We start from the raw sequence: 22,244 nt of genomic DNA on the forward strand, positions 1-22,244 counted from the left end.
CCCCAGGCCGGGGACGGCCCTCCGCCTCCCGTAGGGGGGCCGTCCCCGGCATCCGGTGCACCGCCGCCAGGAGCCCGTACGCGACCCGTACGGGCCCCGCAGACCGGAGACAACCAGATGGCTACGCTCACCCCAGACTCACCAGACATACGAAGGAACCGGCGCTCCACGAGCGCGGCCCGCCCCGGCGACCGCATCTTCAGCGGCCTGTCCCGCGGCTCCGGCATCACGCTCCTCGTGATCATGGCCGCGATCGCGGTCTTCCTGACCTACCGCGCCGTCCTCGCGATCTCCGACGACAGCACGAACTTCTTCACCACCTTCGAGTGGAACCCGGCGGGCAGCCCGCCGGTCTTCGGCATCGCCGTCCTCGCCTTCGGCACCGTCGTCTCGTCGGTCATCGCGATGGTGCTCGCCGTGCCGGTCGCCATCGGCATCGCGCTGTTCATCTCGCACCACGCGCCGCGCAAGCTGGCCAAGCCGCTCGCGTACGTGGTCGACCTGCTCGCCGCCGTGCCCAGCATCATCTACGGCCTGTGGGGCGCGATCTTCCTCGTGCCGTACCTGGACGGCCTCAACAAGTGGCTCGACCAGTACCTCGGCTGGACGTACATCTTCGACAAGTCCAGCGACGGCGTCGCCCGTAACCTCTTCACCGTCGGCATCCTGCTGGCGATCATGATCCTCCCGATCATCACCAACGTGACCCGCGAGGTCTTCCTCCAGGTCCCGAAGATGCACGAGGAGGCCGCGCTCGCCCTCGGCGCCACGCGCTGGGAGGTCATCCGCATGTCGGTGCTGCCCTTCGGCCGCTCCGGCATCATCTCCGCCTCCATGCTGGGCCTCGGACGCGCTCTCGGTGAGACGATGGCAGTGGCCGTCGTCCTCTCCCCCAGCTTCGTCATCTCGGGCCACCTCCTCGACCCGGGCGGCGGCACCTTCGCCCAGAACATCGCCGCGAAGTTCAACGAGGCCAACGAGTTCGGCCGGGACGCCCTGATCGCCTCCGGTCTCGTCCTCTTCGCGATCACCCTGCTGGTCAACGGCGCGGCGCGCTGGATCATCGCCCGCCGCAAGGAGTACTCGGGGGCGAACGCATGAGCCACGCCATCCAGGAGCGTCCCGTGACCGTGACCCCGCGCCGTTCGCTCTCCCACGCGCGCCTCCCGCGCTGGACGCCGGCCGCCGTCGCCGTCGGCTCGGTCGCCGCGGGCTGCGGCATCGGCCTCGCGGCCGGCTGGCACAGCAAGGTCCAGTGGGGCCTGCTCGCCGCGCTGCTCTTCGTCCTCGTCACCTACGGCCTCACCACCAAGGTGGAGGGCTCCCGCCAGGCCAAGGACCGCGTCGCCACCAGCCTCGTCTGGGTCTGCTTCGTCCTCGCCGTCGTCCCGCTGCTCTCGCTGGCGTGGGTGACGATCAGCAAGGGCCTCGAAGTCCTCGACGGCTACTTCCTGAGCCACTCGATGAACGGCGTCCTCGACGCCGAGGCCGGCGGCGGCGTCTACCACGCGCTGCTCGGCACCATCGAGCAGGTCGGCATCGCGACCCTGATCGCCGCGCCGATCGGCCTGCTCACCGCGGTCTACCTCGTCGAGTACGGGGGCGGGAAGCTCGCCCAGGCCGTCACCTTCTTCGTCGACGTCATGACGGGCATCCCGTCGATCGTCGCGGGCCTGTTCATCCTCGCCACCTGGAATCTGATGCTGGGCTTCGGGCCCTCCGGATTCGCCGGCGCGATGGCCCTCGCGATCCTGATGATGCCGGTCGTCGTCCGCTCCACCGAGGAGATGCTGAAGCTCGTCCCGAACGAGCTGCGCGAGGCCTCGCTCGCGCTCGGCGTCCCCAAGTGGCGCACGATCCTGAAGGTGGTCCTGCCCACCGCGATCGGCGGCATCACCACGGGCGTCATGCTCGCGGTCGCCCGCATCACCGGTGAGACGGCTCCCGTGCTCCTCCTCGTGTTCGGTACGAAGCTCATCAACCCGAACCCCTTCGAAGGCGCCCAGTCCTCCCTGCCGCTCTACGTGTACGAGCAGTACGCGGTCGGCACCGACGCCGCCGTGGCCCGCGCCTGGGCCGCCGCGCTCGTCCTGATCGCCTTCGTCATGATCCTCAACCTGGTGGCCCGCGGCATCGCCCGCTGGAAGGCCCCGAAGACCGGCCGCTGACGCGGCCACCTGGAAGTGAATTGATATGGCCAAGCGAATCGACGTCAGCGGCCTCTCCGCCTACTACGGCAACCACAAGGCGATCGACGACATCTCCATGACCGTCGAGCCGCGCTCCGTGACGGCCTTCATCGGCCCGTCCGGCTGCGGCAAGTCCACCTTCCTGCGCACCCTGAACCGCATGCACGAGGTCACCCCCGGCGGCCGCGTCGAGGGCAAGGTGATGCTGGACGACGAGAACCTGTACGGCGCCGGCGTCGACCCGGTCGCGGTGCGCCGCACCGTCGGCATGGTCTTCCAGCGCCCGAACCCGTTCCCCACCATGTCGATCTTCGACAACGTGGCGGCGGGCCTGCGCCTGAACGGCTCCTACCGCAAGTCCGAGCTCAACGACATCGTCGAGCGCTCGCTGAAGGGCGCGAACCTCTGGAACGAGGTCAAGGACCGCCTCAACAAGCCGGGCTCCGGCCTCTCCGGCGGTCAGCAGCAGCGCCTGTGCATCGCCCGCGCCATCGCGGTCGAGCCGGACGTGCTGCTGATGGACGAGCCCTGCTCGGCGCTCGACCCGATCTCGACGCTGGCGATCGAGGACCTCATCGGTGAGCTCAAGGAGCGCTTCACGATCGTCATCGTGACGCACAACATGCAGCAGGCCGCCCGCGTCTCGGACCGTACCGCGTTCTTCAACCTGGCGGCCGTGGGCCAGCCCGGAAAGCTGATCGAGCTGGACGACACCGAGCGCATCTTCTCCAACCCGAGCGTCCAGGCGACCGAGGACTACATCTCCGGCCGCTTCGGATAGCCCGTGCCCCACGCCCCACGCGGCTTTCCGCCGCGTGGCGTCGTACGGCGCTGCATGGCGGTGCCGCCGTACGACACGAAAGGGCCCGGCTCCCCCACAGGGGAGCCGGGCCTCAACGTTTCGCGCGTTGCGGCGGTCCGCGTCAGCCGAAGGTTCGGCGGTCCGCGTCAGCCGAAGACGAGCTTCACCACGTAGAAGCTGGCGGCCGCGACCAGCGCGGCGGCCGGCATGGTGATGAACCAGCCCAGGATGATGTTCTTGGCGACGCCCCAGCGGACCGCGTTGACCCGCTTGGTGGCGCCCACGCCCATGATCGCCGAGGTGATGACATGGGTCGTGGAGATCGGCGCCTTGAAGAGGAACGCGGTGACGAACATGATCGACGCGCCCGTCGTCTCCGCCGCGAAGCCCTGCGGCGGGTCCAGCTCGATGATCTTGCGGCCGAGGGTCCGCATGATCCGCCAGCCGCCCGCGTACGTGCCCAGCGACAGCATCACGGCACAGGCGATCTTCACCCAGACCGGGATCGGCGCGTCGGCGCTCTGCACGTCGCCGATGACCAGGGCCATGACCACGATGCCCATCGTCTTCTGGGCGTCCTGGAGACCGTGGCCGAGCGCCATGCCGGCGGCCGACACGGTCTGCGCGATCCGGAAACCGCGCTTGGCCTTGTGCGGGTTGGCCTTGCGGAAGATCCACATGATCGCGCACATCACCAGATAGCCGGCCACCAGGCCGACCACCGGCGACAGGAACATCGGGATGACGACCTTCTCGAGGACGCCCGACCAGATGACCTCCGTGCCGCCCGCGAGCGCCGCGCCCACCATGCCGCCGAACAGCGCGTGGGAGGACGACGAGGGAAGGCCGAAGTACCAGGTGACGAGGTTCCAGACGATCGCGCCGAGCAGGGCGGCGAAGAGGATGCCCATCCCCGTGCTGCCCTCGGGCGTCTCGATCAGGCCCTTGCTGACCGTGTGCGCCACGCCGCTGCCGAGGAAGGCACCGGCGAGGTTCATGACGGCCGCCATCGCGAGCGCCGCCCGCGGGGTCAGCGCCCGGGTCGACACCGAGGTGGCGATGGCGTTCGCCGAGTCGTGGAATCCGTTCGTATACGTGAAGCCGAGCGCGACACCGATGGTCACGATCAGAGCGAAGGTGTCCACGAAGCCTCAGGACTCCTTGACCGCGATGGTCTCCACCGTGTTGGCCACGTGCTCGAAGGCGTCGGCCGCCTCCTCCAGCACATCCACGACCTGCTTGAGCTTGAGCACCTCGATGGCGTCGTACTTGCCGTTGAAGAGGTGGGCCAGCAGCTTGCGGTGGATCTGGTCGGCCTGGTTCTCGAGCCGGTTGACCTCGATCCAGTACTCGGTGAGGTTGTTCATCGTCCGCAGGTTCGGCATGGCCTCGGCGGTCAGCTCCGCCGCCCGGGCCAGCACCTCGATCTGCTGCTCGACGCCCTTGGGCAGTTCCTCGATGTTGTAGAGGACGACCAGGTCGACGGCCTCCTCCATGAAGTCCATGATGTCGTCGAGGGACGAGGCGAGGGAGTAGATGTCCTCGCGGTCGAACGGCGTGATGAAGGAGGAGTTCAGCTGGTGGAAGATGGCGTGGGTCGCGTCGTCGCCGGCGTGCTCCGCTGCCCGCATCCGTTCCGCGATCTCGGCCCGGGCGGAGGAGTCCGCTCCGAGCAGTTCCATCAGGAGCTTGGCGCCCGTGACGATGTTGTCCGCGGACGCGGCGAACATGTCGTAGAAGCTCGTCTCCCTGGGGGTCAGACGAAATCGCACGTGGGGTCCTCGGGGTGCTGGGTTTCGGTCAGGCTGATGCTAGGCGCATCATCCGGCCACGGCTAACCGGCGTCCCTTCAGTGTCGCCCATCAGGCACAGTGATCTGCACGGGCCCCCGCCCCGTTTCGCGGGGATCGGTACCATATACCCACGAGGGGTATCGACACCCTTTATGGACAACGGGAGGACGCCATGACGACCACCGAGGCGGCGGCCGAGGTCACCCCCGAGACCGACGGACCGACGGCCCACGACCACGGGGTGCACGGCTACCACAAGCAGAAGGACGAGCACCTCAAGCGGCTGCGCCGCATCGAGGGCCAGATCCGCGGGCTCCAGCGGATGGTCGACGAGGACGTCTACTGCATCGACATCCTGACCCAGGTCTCCGCCTCCACCAAGGCGCTGCAGTCCTTCGCCCTCCAGCTCCTGGAGGAGCACCTGCGGCACTGCGTCGCGGACGCGGCCACCAAGGGCGGCGACGAGATCGAGGCCAAGGTGGAGGAGGCCACGAAGGCCATCGCCCGCATGATGCGCACCTGAGGTCAGGGTCCGGGGGCCCTAGCGCCCGTCGGGACGGACGCGGAGCACCTCGTCGATGCGGTCGGCGCTCAGCCGCTCCTCCTCGATCGCCGAGGCCGCGATGATCAGCTCGCCGCACAGTTCGATCTCGGCCAGCGCCACGCAGTCGGGGTCGCCGGGCGGCGTCACGGTCGCGGTGGCGGTACCGGGCGGCGGAGCCATGTGCGTTCACCTCTTCCTGCCGACGTCGGTCCCAGCGTAGGGAGCGGCCTCCCACGGCACATGACACGTCCGGACCATTTGCGAGTGACTCGCAAGAGGCGATCAGGTCTTGATCTTCCCGGCGTAGATGTCCGCCCGGTCCGGCAGCGTCACGCTCACCCGCGCCCCGAACCCGTACAGCAGCGTGGTCGAGGCGACGGCGACCGTACGGCCCTGGTTGCTGAAGCTGAACTGGTGCCGGACCTTGCGCAGCCGGCCCTCCCGGTCCAGATACGCGTCGAAGGGCACCGTGTCCGTGGTGAACCCTTTCGCCGCCGCGGCCAGCGCGCCGCGCACCTGCGGCGAGGCCAGCCGCGCGGCCTCCGCGATGTCCGCCACGCCCCGGTAGTGCCGGACCTTCACGCCCGCGAGGTCGACCTCGCCGACGTACGTCACGGTGCGCGCGCCGCGCAGCAGCTCGGCGGCGGCGGCCGGGTCGGTGGCGCCACCGGTGACCAGATTGCCGTCCGCGAGCGTGGTGGTGTCCACCCGCACCCACTTGTCGTCGGGCACGCCCTCGCCTCGGTTCTTCATGTAGAGCGCGCCGGGCGCCAGCAGCTCCGTGATCGGCCGGTGCTCGCTCTCGCCGGCCGCGTCCTTGGGAAGCACCACCTGCAGGCTGCCCGTGCGCCGGCGGAAGTCGTAGTGGCCCTCGCCGCGGATCGTCACCCGGGTGCCGCCGGAGGCCATCTCCAGGGACGTGCTCGCCTTGGACGAGCCGGCGCGGGCCAGCTCCTCGGCCGCGCCGCGCACGGTCCGCGCGGGATCGCCGCCGGGCTCGGCGTCGTCACCCGGCGCCGCGCAGCCGCCGACCAGGAGAGCGGCGGCGACGGCCCACGCCCCGCCCGACCGTCCGTTCCGCACCACCATCGCCTGCCAACCCCCAACGACTTGCCGCTGTCCGTCCGGATCCCGCCCGACCGGATAACGACGGTCGGGGCGGCCCGTCACGCGCAGTACCGTGGAGGACGTGCATCAGACGGAGACCTCGGAACGCGGCTCGTTCGCTTTCGCCCGGTGCAGCTGCGGCTGGCGTGGCCCGGCCCGCAGATCACGGGAACGGGCCCGCGCGGACGCGGCGGAGCACCTCGGCTCGGTCGCACAGCCCCGCTAGGCGGTGTCCGGGACTCTCCCTCGCGGGCGGGGTCTCAGGCGGCGAGGTCGCTGTCTCCCGAGCCGAGACGGGGCTCGGGAATGCCGACGGTTTCGGCCACGGCGGGGCGGGCGGCGGCGCGCCGGGAGCGCACGAGGCGGGCGCCGCGCGGCGAGCGGGCGACGGCGGAGACGACCGGCGTCAGCAGGGCGAGCGCGAGCGGCGCGAGCAGCAGCGCGACCGCGGTGCCGAGGGCGAGCCCGCCGACGACGTCGGTCGGGTAGTGGACGCCCATGTAGACCCGGCAGAAGGCCTCGGCGAGGGCCAGCCCGATGGCGGCGAGGCCGAAGCGGCGGTGGGCGACGAAGATGCCGACGGCGACGGCCATCGCCAGCGTCGCGTGGTCGCTGACGAAGGAGTAGTCGGTCTTGCCGGCCACCAGGACTTCGAGGCCCTGGTGGTCCTTGAAGGGGCGGGGCCGTTCGACGAAGCCGCGGATCGGGATGTTGACGAGCAGCGCGATGCCGGCCGCCAGCGGCGCCCAGATCAGCCCGGCGACGCCCGACACGGAATCGCCCGGCGCCTCGCGCCGCCTGATGCTCCACCAGCATCCGAGCGCGACGAGGACGAGGCCGAGCACGATGCCGTACTCGCCGACGAACTCCATGACGCGGTCGAACCACGGCGGAGCGGCCTTCGCCAGCCCGTTGATGTCGTAGAGCAGGCTGACATCGGGGTTCGAACCGTCCGATGCGAGTCCAGCCATTGCTGCGGCCCCTTGCTGTGTGGTGGTGTCCAACCCCCGTGGACGGAGCGGTCGGATCGGGAAACGATCCACCCGAAGGCAGCGTTCCGCTCTCGACCCAAGATCACGGGGACGTTATCGAAAGGTGACGGGCCGTCGCAGCTCGGGGCCCGGACTTCACGGAGAGTCCTGGCCGAAAACAGCGCCTGACCGCGGGCCGGGCGACGAGACCTCCGACGAAACAGGGGCTCGCGGGCCCGGAACCGTCTACGTCCGCGGCGAGCGCGTGGGAAGCGCGGCCGCCCCGTCCTCCGTCACCCGGGTCGCGCCGAAGTAGTCCGGCGTGTCGATCCGGTCGAAGCGGATCACGGCCCCGGTGCGCGGCGCGTCGATCATGTAGCCGCCGCCCACGTAGATGCCGACGTGCCGGATGGCCCGCGAGTTCGTGAGGTCGTCGGAGAAGAAGACCAGATCGCCCGGCAGCAGCTCGTCCCGGCCGGGATGCGGTCCGGCGTTGTACTGGTCGTTGGCCACGCGCGGCAGCCTGATCCCGACCGACTCGTACGCCGCCTGGGTGAGCCCCGAGCAGTCGAACCGGCCGTTCTGCTCCGCCGTGCCCGTACCGCCCCACAGATACGGCGTCCCGAGCTTCTGCTGCGCGTAGTAGATCGCCCCGGCCGCCTGCCGGGAGGGATCCACGCGCCCGACGGGCCGGGCGAAGCTCTTCTCCAGCGAGCGGATGATCCGCACGTAGTTCTGCGTCTCGCTGATCCGCGGCACACCACCGGACCTGATGACCCGGTAGGCGCCCGCGTTGTACGCGGCCAGCATGTTGTTCGTCGGATCGCCGGGCACGTCCTTCACGTAGCCGGCGAGTTCGCAGTCGTACGAGGCCGCCGACGGGATCGCGTCCTTGGGATCCCAGATGTCCCGGTCCCCGTCCCCGTCGCCGTCGATGCCGTGACCGGCCCACGTGCCCGGGATGAACTGGGCGATGCCGCGGGCGTCGGCCGGCGAGACGACGTTCGGGTCGAAGCCGCTCTCCTGGTAGAGCTGCGCGGCGAGCAGCGCCGGATTGATGGCCGGACAGAGATTGCCCCACTGCTGCACCAGGCCCTGGTACATGGCCGGCACGGCGCCCTTGGCCAGCGCCACGGCCCCGTTCCTGCCGTTCCCGGCCCCGCCGAGCATCCCGGCGGCCGCGGAGTACGTCCCGACGACGACGAGGGCGACGAAGCTCAGGCAGACGCCGACCGCCCCACCGGCCACCAGCCACGCCCCGCGCGCCTTACGCACCGTCAACCACCCCTCGGCTCCTGGCAGTACGCCCCGAACGCCCAGTCTAGGCGGCAGCCCCCTCCTTCAGGGCGTGGACGAACCGGACGGAACGCACGTGTCCGAAGACCTGTCCGAGACCCGCCCTCCGGGCCGCGGCCGGGACCTCCTCTCGGACCATGGGACCCTCCGGCCCTCCGCCCGGCGCGCCGCACGGCCGGATTGAGTACCCGTACTCACGCGGCCGGCGCCACCCGCTCCGTACCGTCGCCGTCATGAGGAAGACCGCCGCCGCCCTGGCCCTCGCCGTCACCGCCCTGACCGCGACGGGCTGCTCGGCCCTCGAGCACGACTACCCGGCCGGCGACCCGGCGGTCCTGTCCGGGCGCCTCACGGACCGCGCCCAGTGGGCGTACGGAGCGATGGCGCTGCCCCGCCACGAGCCGGTGGCACCGGCCCGGGTCGAGCCCCGCCACAGCTGCCAGAAGGGCGGCCTCGCCGTCGACGAGACCGCCCGGGACGCCGTCACGTTCGGCCTCGGCTGGACGGTCCCCGACGTCCCCGCCGGCGCCGCCCGGCCCGCCGAGGCACGGCTGCGCCGGGCCTTCACGACGGCCGGCTGGAAGATCACCCACGACGGCAACCGTCAGGGCGAGGACTGGACCGAACTCGGCTTCCGCGCCCAGGACCCGGCCACCGGCGACCAGTTCGACCTCGCCTGGAACAGCGGCACCACGTCCCTGTTCCTGACCGGCTACACGCCCTGCGCCCGCGTCCCGCAGGACGTCGCCGACGCCGCGGCGGTCGGCGAGGAGTGGACACCGCGCGCCTCCTGACGCCGCCCCAAAGGTGCCACAACGACAATCATTGCCCGGAGTCACCCTCCGTGATACACAGAGTGACCATACGCGTCCTCGCATACAAGTCGGCCACACCGCCGCAGGTCAAGGCGGTCAGATCGGTCAAGTGTGCGGTGAACGGGTAAAGAGAGCCGTCAAGCCGTCACACGCGAGCGGTTTCATCAGCGAAGATAGGGTCGACGACCCATGCCATCGGGCAAGGGCGACGAACTACCCAACAGGGGCGGTGAGTTACATGTACCTGGCGGCCGAGAAGGGCGACATCACCACCATCATCGGTGGAATCGCCCCGAACTGGGGGCCCTTCGGGAGCCTGGGCGCCGAGGCCAAGGTGATGATCGAGGTCGTGATGGCCGTGGCCATCCTGCTCTGCCTCGGCATCGCCATCTGGGGAGCGGCCAAGCAGCGCATCGGCGCGACGGCCCTGCGCGACACCTTCAGCGCCGAACAGGGCAAGGGCCTGATCGTGGCCGGACTGACCGGCGTCTTCATCATCGGGTCACTGGGGACGCTCTTCACCATCGTGTACGGGATGGCCGTCTAACCCGTTTCTCACCAACGAGGTCGCGTTCCCTGATGTCCAGTCACCACGCCGCGCCCACGCGGAACCCAGTACGGCCTTCGTCGTACCCGTCCCACCCGTCCCACCCTTCGTACCCGTCGTCCCCGCGAACGGCTGAGAGGGCGTGCCCGGCATGAGCCCCGGCGACGAACACGACGGCCAGACCCGCACCCGCCTCCCCGACTCCGGCACCCCGCGGCCCCCGGCCGCCCGCGGCTCCCGCTCCCTCCTGGCGATCGTCGGCGTGGTGGTCCTCCTCGTCGCCGCCATCGCCCTCGCCAACCGCGGCGGCGAAGGCCCCGACACCCCGACCACCGGCGCCGGCCCCGACGCCCCCACCAAGCCGACCTCGACCGCGGCGACGGGCGTCCACCCCGTGACGGGCAAGAACGACACGATCCCGTCAGGCTTCGCGAGGGACGAACAGGGGGCGCAGAGCGCGGCGGCGAATTACGCGGTGGCGCTCGTCTCGGCCGACATCCTCAAGCCGGACCGCCGTACGGACATCGTCCGCAGCCTGTTCGCCGACGACAAGGTCGCCGAACTGGAGGCCAAGCTGAACCAGGCGTACAGCAAGGACTTCCTCGACAAGCTGGGCCTGGACGAGCACGGCAACGCCGCCCCGGGCATGACCTACGTGTCGCGCACGGCTCCCGTCGGCACCAAGGTGACCGAGTACACGGAGACCAGCGCGACCGTCGAGGTCTGGTGCACGGGCGTGTTCGGCACGGCCGGTATCGGCTCGACCAACCCCGTGACCAACGACTGGTTCACGATGACGCTCGCCCTGCGCTGGTCCGGTAGCGACTGGAAGGTCGACTCCTTCTCCCAGAAGGAGGGGCCGGCACCGGTGAACACCGACCGCACCGCCTCAGACGCCGACGCCATCGCCAAGGCCGTCCAGGAGTTCGGAGGCTTCACCTATGCGCGCTAACTCCCGCACCGCGCTCCGCGTGACCACGGCCCTGGCGACCGCCCAGGCCACCGCCGTGCTGCTGGCGTCCCGGGCGTACGCGGCACCCACTCCGCCGCCCACACCGACGCCGACACCGTCCGCCAAGGGCCAGTGCGACCTCATCGTCGGCCCCGCAAGGGAATACTGCGAAAACGGCCAGTCCACCGGCGGCGCCGGTTCCGGCGTGCGGCCGCGGCTCGACGACCCGTCCGCCGCGCTCGACCCGCTCTCCTCCCTCGCCAACGGCTGCGCCAAGGCCGCCGCCTGGGTCGTCGACACCCTCTCCGGTGCCGTCAAGGAGACCGCCGCCGTCGACTTCACCAACCTCCAGTTCCTCGGCCGCTACGCCATCGTCTTCGCCGCCGCCACCTTCCTCACCCTCCTCCTCTGGCTGCTGGCCGTCGCCAAGCGCGCCATCCGCGGCGTCCCGCTCACCACCGCCCTCTCCGAGGCCATCGGCTTCCTCTGGCTGACCGTCCTCGCCTCCGCCTTCACCCCGCTGATCCTCTACACCGTCGTCAACGCCACCGACGCCGTCACCGAGGTCATCGCCTCCGGCACCGGCCAGCAGACCGACGTCTTCTTCGGCAGCTTCAAACAGGCCCTGGAGAAGGGCGACAGCATCGGCGGCGGGCCGATCATGCTGATCATCGTCTCGCTCGTGACGATCCTCGCCGCCGGCGTGCTCTACCTGGAGCTCGTGCTGCGCGCCGTCCTCCTCTACGTCGGCGCGCTCCTCGGCGTCGTCGTCTACTCCGGCCTGGTCGACAAGAACATGTGGGGCCACGTCCGCCGCTGGGCGGGCATCATGATCGCGGTGATCCTGGTCAAACCGGTCATCGTCATCGTCCTCGGCCTCGCCGGCGCGCTCTCCTCCGGCACCGGCCCCGACGCGTTCTCCGCCGTCGTCTCCGGCCTCGCGATCATCCTGCTCGCGATCTTCGCCTCCGCGATGATCTACCGCTTCGTGCCCGGCTTCGGCGACGAGATCGTCGCCTCCCGCAACAACCGCCTCCACCGCGCCGGCGAGAACGCGGCCGCCGCCGTCATCTCCTCTCCCGCCTCCCTCGTCTCCCAGGGCATCAAGACCCACAGCACCCGCAGCGACGGCGGCGGCGCCGGCGGCCAGGGCCCCGGCCAGGGCGCCCGCCCCGCCAACCCGCTCTCCGGCGGCGTCGCCGCCCACAGCAGCCGCGGCTCCGGCGGCCCGAGCGGAGCGACGCCCGGAGTGACGCCCCCGCCCGCGCCCCGCAGCAGCAGTCCCACCGCGGGTACCCCGCACAGCAGCCGTAGCAGCAACAGCAAGAACTCAGGAGGTGCAGGGCGTTGACGACCCAGTCCCAGCCGGTCTCGCCCCGCCGCACGTATCTCATCGGCCGCGCCCGGCCGAACGCGATCGTCGGCAAGAACCGCGAGACCGGCGAGATCGCGCTCATCATCGCCGGCGCCTTCCTCGGCATGATGAGCGGACTGATCGTCCCCGTCCTGTCCCTGCGGATCGTGCTCCTCATGGGCTTCCCGATGATCGCCCTGGCCGCGGTCTACGTCCCGTACAAGCACCGCACCTTCTACAAGTGGTTCGAGATCAACCGCAGCTACAAGCGGATGCTCAAGCGCGGCACCGCCTACCGCTCCGCCGCCGTCGAGGCCGGCACCCGCCTCGACGGCCGCGAGGTCGAGATCGGCCCGCCGCCCGGCATCGGCCGCATCAACTGGCTCTCCGCGCCCTTCGGCCCCGACGAGATCGCCGTCCTCCTGCACGCCGACCGCCGCACCGTCACCGCCGCCATCGAGATCGAGGGCCCGGGCGTCGGCCTGCGCGACTCCGAGGACCAGGAAGCCCTCGTCGACCGCTTCGGCACCCTCCTCAAGCACGTCGCCAACGGCGACGGCTTCGTCACCCGCCTCCAGATGCTGGCCCGCACGCTGCCCGCCGACCCCGACGCCCACGCCAAGGACGTCGCCCAGCGCGGCGACCACCAGGCCCCGGCCTGGCTCCAGGAGTCGTACGACCAGCTCCAGTCCATGGTCTCCACCTCGAGCGAGCAGCACCGCGCCTACCTCGTGGCCTGCATGCACTACACCCGCGAACTCGCCGCCGAGGCCAACGCCATGGCCCGCGCCGCCCGCCACGCCTCCGGCGCCCGCAAGCTCGACCGCGACGCCGGCCTCGCCGTCGTCATGGCCCGCGAACTCACCGACATCTGCGCCCGCCTCGCCGAGGCCGACATCCGCGTCCGCCAGCCCCTCGGCCAGTCCCGGCTCGCCTCCCTCGTCCACTCCATGTACGACCCGGACCACCCCATCGACCACATCCAGGCCATGACGAAACGAAACGCTTGGCCGGCCGAACTCGACGCGGTGGAACCGACCTACCTCCAGGCCAAGACCCGCGAGTCCGCCACCCGCGCCCCCTGGTGCCACGCCACCGCCTGGATCAAGGAGTGGCCGATGACGCCGGTCGGCGTCAACTTCCTCGCCCCGCTCCTCGTCCACACGCCCGACGTCATCCGCACCGTCGCCGTCACCATGGACCTCGAACCCACCGAGGTCGCCATCGAACGGATGCTCACCGAGAAGACCAACGACGAGGCCGAGGCCTCCCGCCAGGCCAAGATGAACCGCACCGTCGACCCGCGCGACATCGCCGCCCACGGCCGGCTCGACCAGCGGGGTGAAGATCTCGCCAGCGGCGCGGCGGGCGTCAACCTCGTCGGGTACATCACCGTATCGGCGCGCTCTCCCGAGGCCCTGGCCCGGGACAAGCGCACGATCAGGGCCTCCGCCGGCAAGTCGTACCTCAAGCTGGAGTGGTGCGACCGCGAGCACCACCGGGCCTTTGTGAACACCTTGCCGTTCGCGACCGGCATCCGCCGCTAGGCCGAAGGGGCACCGACCGATGCGAGATCCGCTGTCCGTCCTCACCGAAGCCTTCACCTCCTTCCTCTTCGGCAAGGTCGAGACGACCCGCCTGCCCGTCCGCACCTCCACGGGCCAGGCCCAGGCCGTCTACCTGCCGACCGCGGCCCCCGGCCTCGGCGACTCCGGCGTGATCATCGGCCGCGAGGTCTACAGCGGCAAGGGGTACATCTACGACCCCTTCCAGCTGTACGGGCAGCAGCTCCCCGCACCCCACTGGCTGGTCCTCGGCGAGTCCGGCAACGGCAAGTCCGCGCTCGAGAAGACCTACGTGCTGCGCCAGCTGCGCTTCCGCGACCGCCAGGTCGTCGTCCTCGACGCGCAGGGCGAGGACGGCGTCGGCGAATGGAACCTCATCGCGCAGGAGCTGGGGATAACTCCCATCCGCCTGGACCCGATGGTCGCCAACGACGCCGGCATCCGCCTCAACCCGCTCGACCCGGCCATCACCACCACGGGCCAGCTCGCCCTCCTGCGCACCATCATCGAGGTGGCGATGGGCCACGGCCTCGACGAGCGGTCGGGCTTCGCGCTCAAGGTCGCCCACGCGTACGTCAACGAGCACATCACCGAACGCCAGCCGATCCTCACCGACATCGTCGAGCAACTGCGCCACCCGGAGGCGGAGTCGGCGGAGGCCATGAACGTCGACATAGACGACGTACGGGCCTGGGGCCTGGACGTGGCCCTCGTCCTCGACCGTCTGGTCGACGGCGACCTGCGCGGCATGTTCGACGGCCCGACGACGGTCGGCATCGACCTCGACGCCCCGCTCATCGTCTTCGACCTCTCCCACATCGACCGCAACTCCATCGCCATGCCGATCCTCATGGCGATCGTCGGCGTGTGGCTGGAACACACCTGGATCCGCCCCGACCGGAAGAAGCGCATCTTCCTCGTCGAGGAGGCCTGGCACATCATCAACAGCCCCTTCGTCGCCCAGCTGTTCCAGCGCCTGCTGAAGTTCGGCCGCCGCCTCGGCCTCTCCTTCGTGGCGGTCGTCCACCACCTCTCCGACGTCGTCGACGGAGCGGCGGCGAAGGAGGCCGCCGCGATCCTCAAGATGGCCTCCACCCGCACCATCTACGCCCAGAAGGCCGACGAGGCCCGCAACACCGGCCGGGTCCTCGGCCTGCCACGCTGGGCGGTCGAGATCATCCCGACGCTCACACCCGGCATCGCCGTCTGGGACGTCAACGGCAACGTGCAGGTGGTCAAACACCTCATCACCGAGAAGGAACGCCCGCTCGTCTACACCGACCGCGCCATGACGGAGTCCTCCGGCCCCTCCGTAACCGACCAGCAGCTGGAATGGGAGACGGAACAGCGCGCGCTGCTCATCGAGCAGCAGATGAACGACTCCTCACAGTCCACGGTGGCGTGACGTGGAGCAGGCTCCCAAGCGGCAGGGCGGCGGCGTCCCCGACGGACTCGTGGTCGGGCTCCTCGCCCTGCTGCTCGGCCTCGCCGTCCTGACCTGGACGGCGACCGGCCTGTCCGCCCTCCTGTCCCACGGCGCCTGGCCCGAGGGCGTCACCTTCACGCGCACGCCGCTCGCCCTCCGCTCCCTGATGTCCGCCCCGACCGACCTTCCCGCGGCCTGGCCCGACACCCCGCCCGGCTCCCTCTCCGGCTACGGCCTCTTCTGGGGCCTCGTCATCGGCGAGGCGATGATCCTGGCCGTCCTCACGATCTTCGCCGTGGGCACCTTCACCCGCTGGCGCACCGTCCGCGCCCACCGCAAGACGGGCGCGTACGGCCCCACGGCGGCGCGCCGGACACGCGGCGAGCACGAGGAGTACGGCGAGTACGGCGCCGCCGGGCGTGAGGGTGCGGGCCCCGGGAGGCGCACGGGCGGTGCGGGCGATGACGGCGGGCGCGCCGATCGCGACGGCCGTGCGGCCGGCTACGACGAGCTCGGCGGGCGCGCCGGCGCCGGAAGGCCTGGCACCGTCGGGCCGGTCCCGGGGCACACCGAGGGCCCCACCGGCGGTGCAGGCGCGTACGGCGACCACGGCGGGCGCGCCGGCGCCGGAAGGCCTGGCACCGTCGGGCCGGTCCCGGGGCACACGGAAGGCCTCACGGGCCGTACGGCCGCGTACGACGAGTTCGCCCAGCGCGACGGCGCCCCCGGCGAGGCCGACCGGCACACTGGCCGCGCCGACGCCGACGCGTACACCGGTCTCGCCGGGTACGACGAAGCCACCCCGCACACGAACGGCACGGAGCCGTACGCGCAGGCCGACGCCACCGGCCGGGCCGGCCGGCCTCCCGCGCCGCGCAGGCCCGACGCGCCGCGCAGGCCCGACGCGTCGAGCCCCGCGCCCGCCGGGCCGGCGACGGCGGCGGACGCGCCCCGGATCGTGTACGGCCCCGCCGCCGCCCGGCGGCCGCTCGCCGTGCAGGCGGTGCGGGACGCCGAGGGCGCCGCCCTCGTCGTGACGTCCGATCCACGGCTGTGGGCGGAGACCAAGGACGCGCGCGGGAAGCTCGGCCCCGTCCTCGTCTACGACCCGGGCCACCTGTGCGACACGCCCGCCCGCCTCCACTGGAGCCCGGCGGAGGGCTGCGAGGACCCGGACGCCGCGCGCGAGCGGGCCGTGGCGCTGCTCGCGCCCGTACGCCCGCAGGCGCGGCTCGACGCGGCCCTGGCCGACACCGCCGAAACGCTCCTGCGCTGCTGGCTGCACGCCGCCGCCACCGACGGCCGCCCGTTCAAGCAGGTGCACCGCTGGGCGCAGGGCGCCGACGCCCACGAGCCCGTACGGATCCTCCGTACCCACCCGAAGGCCGCCGCCGGCCACGCCGGCCTCCTCGAGTCGGCCCTCACCGCGCACCCCGAACGCCGCCGCGCCGCCCAGGAACTGACGGCCCGGGCGCTCTCCGCCCTCTCCTCGGTGCACATCCGCGACGCCTGCACGGCGAATCGAACGGATTCGCTCACGCTCGCATCTTTCGTCGCCGAACAGGGCACTCTTTACGTGGTGGGTGAACCGATCGAGGATCCGCGCACCCACCCGGGCGCGATGCCACTGCTGACCGCCCTCGCCGCAAGCGTGGTCGAGCACGGCCGCCGCATGGCCGCACGGTCATCCGACGGTCGGCTCGACCCACCAATGAGGCTCGTCCTGGACGACGTCGCCGCCGTCGCGCCGCTTCCCCGGCTTCCCGAACTCGTCGCCGACGGCGCGGCCCTCGGCCTGCCGGCCCTCGCCCTGATGCGCTCGCCGGAGCAGGCCCGTGCCCGCTGGCCCGAGCCGCTTCCTCAGCACCGGGCGGTCGACCTCACGAAGGCCCGCTAGACGCCGGCCGGCCGCCGGAACTCGTACTCCAGCTCCTCCGCCGTCTCGCTGCCCGGCATCGACACCCGCTCGCCCGTCGCGACGAAGCCGAACCGCCGGTAGAACGCCTCCGCCCGCGCGTTGTCCTCGTGCACATACAGCCGCGCCCGCTCGATAAGCGGCTCCGGCAGCGTCCAGGACCACTCCACCGCCGTCCGGAACAGCGCGTCGATCACACCGGCGCCGCGCGCCTCGGGCCGTACGAACACACCCACCAGGTGCGTCTGGTCGATCTTCGCCGCCTCACCGAAGCGCACCTCGTCCGCGGGCCGCTCCACCAGCACCGTCACGGTGCCGATCCAGCGCCCCTCCGGCGTCTCCGCCACGAACTGGCGCACCCGCCCGGCACCGTCCTCGGCGCCGCCCGCCGCCCGCTCCTGCCAGAAGGAGTCGGGCCGCTCGGCGGCGTCCTCGTACGTCTCGAGGAAAGCGATGTGCGCGACCGGGTCCTGCAGGGCGGCGAGCCGCAGCTCGCGCACCTTCTCCCACTCGTCGGCGCGGATGCCACGTATCGAAAAGTCCATGCCCGGATCCTCGCCACCTCGACACGCCTCTGACAAGGGCTTTTCGATCGGGAGGCCAGGTGTCGTCGTACCGGGGTACGACGCCGGCCCGCCACCGCCCACCTTCGGTACGACGCCACGACGACGCAGGACGTACGAGGATGTGCGGGTGGCGACAACGGGAACGGTGGCGACGGAACAAGGCGGACCGAGCGCACCAGGCGGACCGGGCGGGCCGGCCGGAGCAGGCGGACCGGCCGGGCCGAGCGGACCAGCCGCACCAGGCGGACCCAGCCGCTACGTCCGGCAACTCGCCGCCCGACTCCGCGCCTTCGACACCGCCCGGCCCTGGCTGTGGGACGCGACCGTGACCGCCGGCTGGACCACCGCCGCCCTCGTCGACGCCGCCGGCGGCTGGCGGAACACCGCCCCCGACCCGTCCGTCCCCGTCTGGCTGGTCGTCGTCACCACCCTGGCGATGTGCCTCCCGCTCTACTGGCGCCGCCGCCGGCCCCTGGCCGTCCTGGCCGTGACGGCCGCCGCGACGCTCGTCAGCACGGCCTCCGGCGCCTCCCTCCAGGCCGCGTACCTCCAGGCCCTGCCCGTCTTCCACATCGCGCTCGCCCTCCCGCCCCGCGCCCTGCTGTGGGCCGCGTCCCTGCTCCTGCCGCCGCTGGTCACCGGCGCCGTCCGCTTCCCGCGCGGCTCCTGGGACCAGCAGGTCGTGCCCGCCCTCTGGGCGTACGCCCTGGTCGCCCTCCTCGGCATCACGGTCCGCTCCCGCAGGGAGGAACGCGAGCAGGAGGTCCGGCTCGCGGCGGCCGCCGAACGCGCCCGCATCGCCCGCGAGATGCACGACATCATCGGCCACAACCTGTCCGTGATCACCGGCCTCGCCGACGGCGGCCGGTACGCGGCGGCCAAGAGCCCCGAACGCGCCGCCCAGGCCCTCGACGCCATCGGCACCACCAGCCGCCAGGCCCTGGCCGAGCTCCGTCGGCTGCTCGGCGTGCTGAGGGAGGACGAGGAGACGGCCGTACGGACGCCCCAGCCCGGCCTCGCCGACCTCCCGGCCCTGATCGACGGCGTACGCGCCGCGGGCCTCCCGGTGACCACGGAGCTCGACCCCGGCGTCCACTCCCTGTCCGCCGGCGCCGAGCTCACGGTCTACCGGGTCGTGCAGGAAGCGCTGACGAACACGCTGAAGCACGCGGGCCCGGGCGCGGAGGCCACGGTCACGCTCGTACGGGAACCGGACGCCGTGGTCGTCACCGTCACCGACACGGGCCACGGCAACGGCAACGGCAACGGCAACGGCAACGGCAACGGCAACGGCCAGGACAACGGCCAAGGCCTGAACGGAATGCGGGAGCGCGCGGCCCTCTACGACGGCACACTCGAACACGGCACACCACCGGAAGACGACGCCGGCTGGCGCGTACGGCTCCGCCTTCCCCACCCGACCCGGGAGGACCGACCCTCGTGACGACCGTTCTGATCGCGGACGACCAGCCGATGCAGCGCTTCGGCTTCCGCCTCCTGCTGGAGAGCCAGGACGACATGACGGTGGTCGGCGAGGCCGCCAACGGCACGGAGGCCGTCCGCCTCGTCGACCGCCACCACCCGGACGTGGTCCTCATGGACATCCGCATGCCCGGCCTCGACGGCATCGAGGCCACCCGCCGCGTCGTCGCCGCCGGCGCCCGCACCCGGGTCCTGATCGTCACGACCTTCGACCTCGACGCGTACGCCTACGACGGGCTGCGCGCCGGCGCGAGCGGCTTCCTGGTCAAGGACGCCCAGCCCGAGGAGCTCCTCGCCGGCATCCGCGCGGTCGCGAGCGGCGACGCCGTGGTGGCGCCCAGCCTCACCCGGCGCCTCCTCGACACCTTCGCCCACCGCCTCCCGCCCGGCGCCGCCGCCGCTCCCGCGCCCACCGACACCCGCCTCCGGAAGCAGGACCCGCGCCTTGAGGCCCTCACCGAACGCGAACGCGAGATCCTCACCCACATCGGCGAGGGCCGGACCAACACCGAGATCGCCACCGGTCTCCACCTCGCCGAGTCCACGGTGAAGACCCATGTGACCCGCATCCTCGCGAAGACCGGCTCCCGCGACCGCGTCCAGGCCGTGATCCTGGCCTACGACACGGGCCTGGTGACGCCGGCCTCCTAACGCGGATCCTCGTCCAGCCCCTCACCGTCCTCCGCGTCCTCCGTATCGTCCTCCTCGAACGTCGCCCCGTCCCACACGGCCGTGCTGCGATCCACTCCGTCCAGCGTGGCCTCCCGCAGATCCGCGTCGGTGAAGTTCGTACGCGTCAGATCGGCGGCAGGCAGCTGGTTCTCGGCGTCCCGCTCCAGATGCGCGTTCCTCAGCGACGCCCCGGTGAGGTCGGCGTCGGTCAGGTTGGCGCCCGACAGCTTCGCGTAGTCAAGGTCGACGGAGGCCCGGTCGTCGAGGAAACCGAGCCGGGCCCCGCTGAGGTCGACGCCCTGCAGATCCACGCCCTGCAGCACCGCACCGTCCCACCAGATACCCGCCATGTCGGCCCCGCCGAACTCCGAGCGGAGGAACTCGCCACCGCTCAGCGCTGCGCCGCGAAGGACCGTGCCGTGGAACCAGACGTTGTCGAACTCGCCGTCCAACTGGGCGAAGGTGAGGTCGGCGTTGCTGAAGTCGGCGTCCGAGAAGTTCCCGTCGGTGAAGTCGGCCCCGACGAGGAAGGTCCCGCGCAGGTTCATCACGCGCTCGCCCTCCACCTCGGGCGGCCGGGAACCCAGCACGTTCAGCGCCGCCTGGACGTCGTCGGGCGGACGCGTCTCGGCGTTCTTGTGCGCGGCCTCCACCTTGCTCTTGGCAGGAGTCCTGCCCTTGTCCCGCACATAGGCGCAGAGCACCTCGACGACCGCCGGCTGCTCCCGCGGCGACTCCTTCATGATCCGCTGCAGGGCGTAGATGCTGCTGATGCGTACGTTGATGGACTCGTCGCCGAGATTGGCGACCGTGTCGTTGTAACTCGACGCGACCTGGTCCCGTTCGGAGACGCGCAGCGCGTCCCGTGCCTGGGTGAGGGTGACGGCCGTGAATCCCAGCGCGAGCAGCGCCGGAACGGTCGGCAGCGCGGTCGCTATCGCCGTGTACCGCTGCCAGCGCCCCGCCTCGGCCGGCCTCTCCCCACCCGTCGCACCCGCCGTACCCGTTCCCGGCGTCGGCGGTACGGGGCCGGGCGGAGGCACGGGCAGCGGCACGAGCAGGGAGTCGTCGAGCAGGGCGTACCACCGGGAGCCGTGCAGCCGGTCCTGCACCTGCGCGAGCAGCCGTACGAGGTCGGGAAGCGCGGACGTCGCCGTGCCCTCCCGCAGCACCCGCCCCGAGGCCGCCAGCAGCGTCGCCGCGACCCGCGCGCCGTGCGCCTCCAGCTCCGCCCGCCGCTCCGCGTCCGCGGGCAGGCCCCACCGCGCGAAGTCGCGCAGGCCGGCCCGTAGTTCCGCCACGCTCATGTCGAGCACGGAGGCCTCGAGGGCGGGCGTCCGCAACGCCTGCCGGCACGCCGCCAGCGCCTCCAGGCACGCCACGAGCGGCGGCTCCTGCTTCTCCCACACGGCGAAGTCGCGGAGCGCGGCCCGCCGGATCCACCACGCCCCGACGACCAGCGTGAGACAGCCTCCGAAGACGAAACCGGACTCGGCGCCCTCCCACCAGGGAATGACCCAGTCCTCACAGCCGCGCAGAAGGGAGAAGCCCGTGCAACCTTCTCCGCCTTCCACGAATCCCGCGGAGCCGAAGACCGTCTCGAAGGCCTCGGTCGGACTCGGCAGATAGGCACCCGGGCCGTCCATGACGGCCTCGTACGTCGCCAGCCATGCCGCCACGACCAACCCGGCCACCACCCACGTCGCGGGCACGTACCCGGCCCAGATACGCCGCCCGCGACGCAGTACGCGCGCCGACCGGTCGGCCTCGACCAGCCGGGCCAGCACCTCGTTCACGGTCGCCGCACCGGCCGCCCCGTGATACCGCCGCAGGGCCAGCGCTCCCCGCACCACGGGCCGCAGATCCGCCGGCCGGCCGCGCACCAGCCGGCGCGGCACCAGGAGGATCCGCCGCCCGGTCCGCCGATGGGGGTCCTTGAACGCGGCCGCTTTCGCCACGCCCCGCCAGAGCAGCACGATCGCCGCACTGGTGACGATCACTCCCGCCACGGCCCGAACCCAGTCGTCCCACAACCCGAAGTCCACGATCGCCGCCCCCCGGCCCTCGCCCCACCGATACCCCCGGCCCGATACCCTCGGCAGAACGCAAAAATGCCTCAACCCCCGGACCAGGTCCAGGGGTTGAGGCTAAAAATTGTTCGGCGGCGTCCTACTCTCCCACAGGGTCCCCCCTGCAGTACCATCGGCGCTGAAAGGCTTAGCTTCCGGGTTCGGAATGTAACCGGGCG

General features: G+C 71.6%; 21 protein-coding genes and 1 rRNA gene. 13 read left to right on the forward strand and 9 right to left on the reverse strand.

The features are described from left to right. Window positions 1-117: 117 nt before the first annotated feature. The 3 genes from pstC to pstB are packed head-to-tail and all read left to right on the forward strand — an operon-like array spanning window position 118 to window position 2,970. Window positions 118-1,101: a phosphate ABC transporter permease subunit PstC gene (gene pstC / locus ACIGO8_RS18455; RefSeq protein WP_399731206.1), complete on the forward strand. Its 984-nt coding sequence runs from the start codon at window positions 118-120 to the stop codon at window positions 1,099-1,101. Beyond that, window positions 1,098-2,168, forward strand: a complete 1,071-nt coding sequence (gene pstA, locus ACIGO8_RS18460) for a phosphate ABC transporter permease PstA (RefSeq protein WP_399731209.1) — start codon at window positions 1,098-1,100, stop codon at window positions 2,166-2,168. The genes pstC and pstA overlap by 4 nt, the downstream gene beginning before the upstream one ends. Window positions 2,169-2,193: 25 nt before the next feature. After that, window positions 2,194-2,970 carry a phosphate ABC transporter ATP-binding protein PstB gene (gene pstB, locus ACIGO8_RS18465; protein WP_399731213.1) on the forward strand — a complete coding sequence of 259 codons (777 nt, stop codon included), beginning with the start codon at window positions 2,194-2,196 and terminating at the stop codon, window positions 2,968-2,970. Between the two features lie 167 nt (window positions 2,971-3,137). Here pstB and ACIGO8_RS18470 read toward each other — a convergent pair whose 3' ends face one another. After that, entirely contained in the window at window positions 3,138-4,136 is a 999-nt protein-coding gene (locus tag ACIGO8_RS18470) for an anion permease (RefSeq protein WP_399731216.1), read from the reverse strand. A gap of 6 nt (window positions 4,137-4,142) precedes the next feature. Next, complete coding sequence (locus ACIGO8_RS18475) at window positions 4,143-4,763, reverse strand: DUF47 domain-containing protein (protein ID WP_399731218.1); 621 nt, start codon at window positions 4,761-4,763, stop codon at window positions 4,143-4,145. Window positions 4,764-4,956: 193 nt separating this feature from the next. Here ACIGO8_RS18475 and ACIGO8_RS18480 point away from each other — a divergent pair, with 193 nt between their 5' ends. Further along, window positions 4,957-5,307, forward strand: coding sequence for a metal-sensitive transcriptional regulator (locus tag ACIGO8_RS18480; RefSeq protein ID WP_399731219.1), 351 nt, complete (start codon window positions 4,957-4,959; stop codon window positions 5,305-5,307). An 18-nt stretch (window positions 5,308-5,325) separates the two neighbouring features. Here ACIGO8_RS18480 and ACIGO8_RS18485 read toward each other — a convergent pair whose 3' ends face one another. From ACIGO8_RS18485 to ACIGO8_RS18500, 4 genes are all read right to left on the reverse strand, one after another. Further along, a complete protein-coding gene (locus tag ACIGO8_RS18485; protein WP_399731222.1) occupies window positions 5,326-5,508 on the reverse strand; it encodes a hypothetical protein in 183 nt (60 codons plus the stop codon). 102 nt (window positions 5,509-5,610) lie between these two features. After that, a complete protein-coding gene (locus ACIGO8_RS18490; RefSeq protein WP_399731224.1) occupies window positions 5,611-6,417 on the reverse strand; it encodes a hypothetical protein in 807 nt (268 codons plus the stop codon). Window positions 6,418-6,695: 278 nt separating this feature from the next. Continuing rightward, complete coding sequence (locus ACIGO8_RS18495; RefSeq protein WP_399731227.1) at window positions 6,696-7,406, reverse strand: phosphatase PAP2 family protein; 711 nt, start codon at window positions 7,404-7,406, stop codon at window positions 6,696-6,698. A 246-nt stretch (window positions 7,407-7,652) separates the two neighbouring features. Continuing rightward, on the reverse strand, window positions 7,653-8,687 hold the full coding sequence (locus tag ACIGO8_RS18500) for an NlpC/P60 family protein (protein ID WP_399731230.1): 1,035 nt from the start codon (window positions 8,685-8,687) through the stop codon (window positions 7,653-7,655). 248 nt (window positions 8,688-8,935) lie between these two features. On the opposite strand from ACIGO8_RS18500, the gene ACIGO8_RS18505 reads away from it, so the two are divergent. The 7 genes from ACIGO8_RS18505 to ACIGO8_RS18535 all read left to right on the forward strand — a co-directional run bounded on the left by ACIGO8_RS18505 (window position 8,936) and on the right by ACIGO8_RS18535 (window position 17,258). Continuing rightward, on the forward strand, window positions 8,936-9,496 hold the full coding sequence (locus ACIGO8_RS18505) for a hypothetical protein (RefSeq protein WP_399731233.1): 561 nt from the start codon (window positions 8,936-8,938) through the stop codon (window positions 9,494-9,496). A 259-nt stretch (window positions 9,497-9,755) separates the two neighbouring features. Further along, the gene (locus ACIGO8_RS18510; RefSeq protein WP_046908545.1) at window positions 9,756-10,064 is read left to right on the forward strand and encodes a hypothetical protein; all 309 of its coding nucleotides are present in this window, start codon (window positions 9,756-9,758) and stop codon (window positions 10,062-10,064) included. A gap of 151 nt (window positions 10,065-10,215) precedes the next feature. After that, the gene (locus ACIGO8_RS18515) at window positions 10,216-11,016 is read left to right on the forward strand and encodes a hypothetical protein (protein ID WP_399731236.1); all 801 of its coding nucleotides are present in this window, start codon (window positions 10,216-10,218) and stop codon (window positions 11,014-11,016) included. Then, window positions 11,006-12,367, forward strand: coding sequence for a hypothetical protein (locus ACIGO8_RS18520; RefSeq protein WP_399731238.1), 1,362 nt, complete (start codon window positions 11,006-11,008; stop codon window positions 12,365-12,367). The genes ACIGO8_RS18515 and ACIGO8_RS18520 overlap by 11 nt, the downstream gene beginning before the upstream one ends. Beyond that, complete coding sequence (locus ACIGO8_RS18525; RefSeq protein WP_399731241.1) at window positions 12,364-13,917, forward strand: SCO6880 family protein; 1,554 nt, start codon at window positions 12,364-12,366, stop codon at window positions 13,915-13,917. The genes ACIGO8_RS18520 and ACIGO8_RS18525 overlap by 4 nt, the downstream gene beginning before the upstream one ends. 19 nt (window positions 13,918-13,936) lie before the next feature. Next, the gene (locus ACIGO8_RS18530) at window positions 13,937-15,340 is read left to right on the forward strand and encodes an ATP-binding protein (RefSeq protein ID WP_399731244.1); all 1,404 of its coding nucleotides are present in this window, start codon (window positions 13,937-13,939) and stop codon (window positions 15,338-15,340) included. A gap of 1 nt (window position 15,341) precedes the next feature. Further along, window positions 15,342-17,258: a type VI secretion protein gene (locus ACIGO8_RS18535; RefSeq protein ID WP_399731247.1), complete on the forward strand. Its 1,917-nt coding sequence runs from the start codon at window positions 15,342-15,344 to the stop codon at window positions 17,256-17,258. On the opposite strand, the gene ACIGO8_RS18540 is transcribed toward ACIGO8_RS18535, so the two are convergent. After that, window positions 17,255-17,821: a GNAT family N-acetyltransferase gene (locus ACIGO8_RS18540; protein WP_399731250.1), complete on the reverse strand. Its 567-nt coding sequence runs from the start codon at window positions 17,819-17,821 to the stop codon at window positions 17,255-17,257. The two genes, ACIGO8_RS18535 and ACIGO8_RS18540, sit on opposite strands and share 4 nt — an antisense overlap. A gap of 346 nt (window positions 17,822-18,167) precedes the next feature. On the opposite strand from ACIGO8_RS18540, the gene ACIGO8_RS18545 reads away from it, so the two are divergent. Both ACIGO8_RS18545 and ACIGO8_RS18550 read left to right on the forward strand, forming a co-directional pair. After that, the gene (locus ACIGO8_RS18545) at window positions 18,168-19,286 is read left to right on the forward strand and encodes a sensor histidine kinase (RefSeq protein ID WP_399731252.1); all 1,119 of its coding nucleotides are present in this window, start codon (window positions 18,168-18,170) and stop codon (window positions 19,284-19,286) included. Continuing rightward, window positions 19,283-19,975, forward strand: a complete 693-nt coding sequence (locus ACIGO8_RS18550) for a response regulator (RefSeq protein WP_399731256.1) — start codon at window positions 19,283-19,285, stop codon at window positions 19,973-19,975. Before ACIGO8_RS18545 ends, ACIGO8_RS18550 begins: the two co-directional genes overlap by 4 nt. On the opposite strand, the gene ACIGO8_RS18555 is transcribed toward ACIGO8_RS18550, so the two are convergent. Together ACIGO8_RS18555 and rrf are read right to left on the reverse strand one after the other, a co-directional pair. Further along, window positions 19,972-22,041, reverse strand: coding sequence for a pentapeptide repeat-containing protein (locus ACIGO8_RS18555; RefSeq protein ID WP_399731259.1), 2,070 nt, complete (start codon window positions 22,039-22,041; stop codon window positions 19,972-19,974). The genes ACIGO8_RS18550 and ACIGO8_RS18555 overlap by 4 nt on opposite strands. Window positions 22,042-22,152: 111 nt before the next feature. Further along, a 5S ribosomal RNA gene (rrf, locus tag ACIGO8_RS18560) occupies window positions 22,153-22,244 on the reverse strand; the annotation flags it as partial.

It is taken from the genome of Streptomyces sp. NPDC053493 (genome assembly GCF_044544825.1).
In the GTDB taxonomy this organism is placed as follows: domain Bacteria; phylum Actinomycetota; class Actinomycetes; order Streptomycetales; family Streptomycetaceae; genus Streptomyces.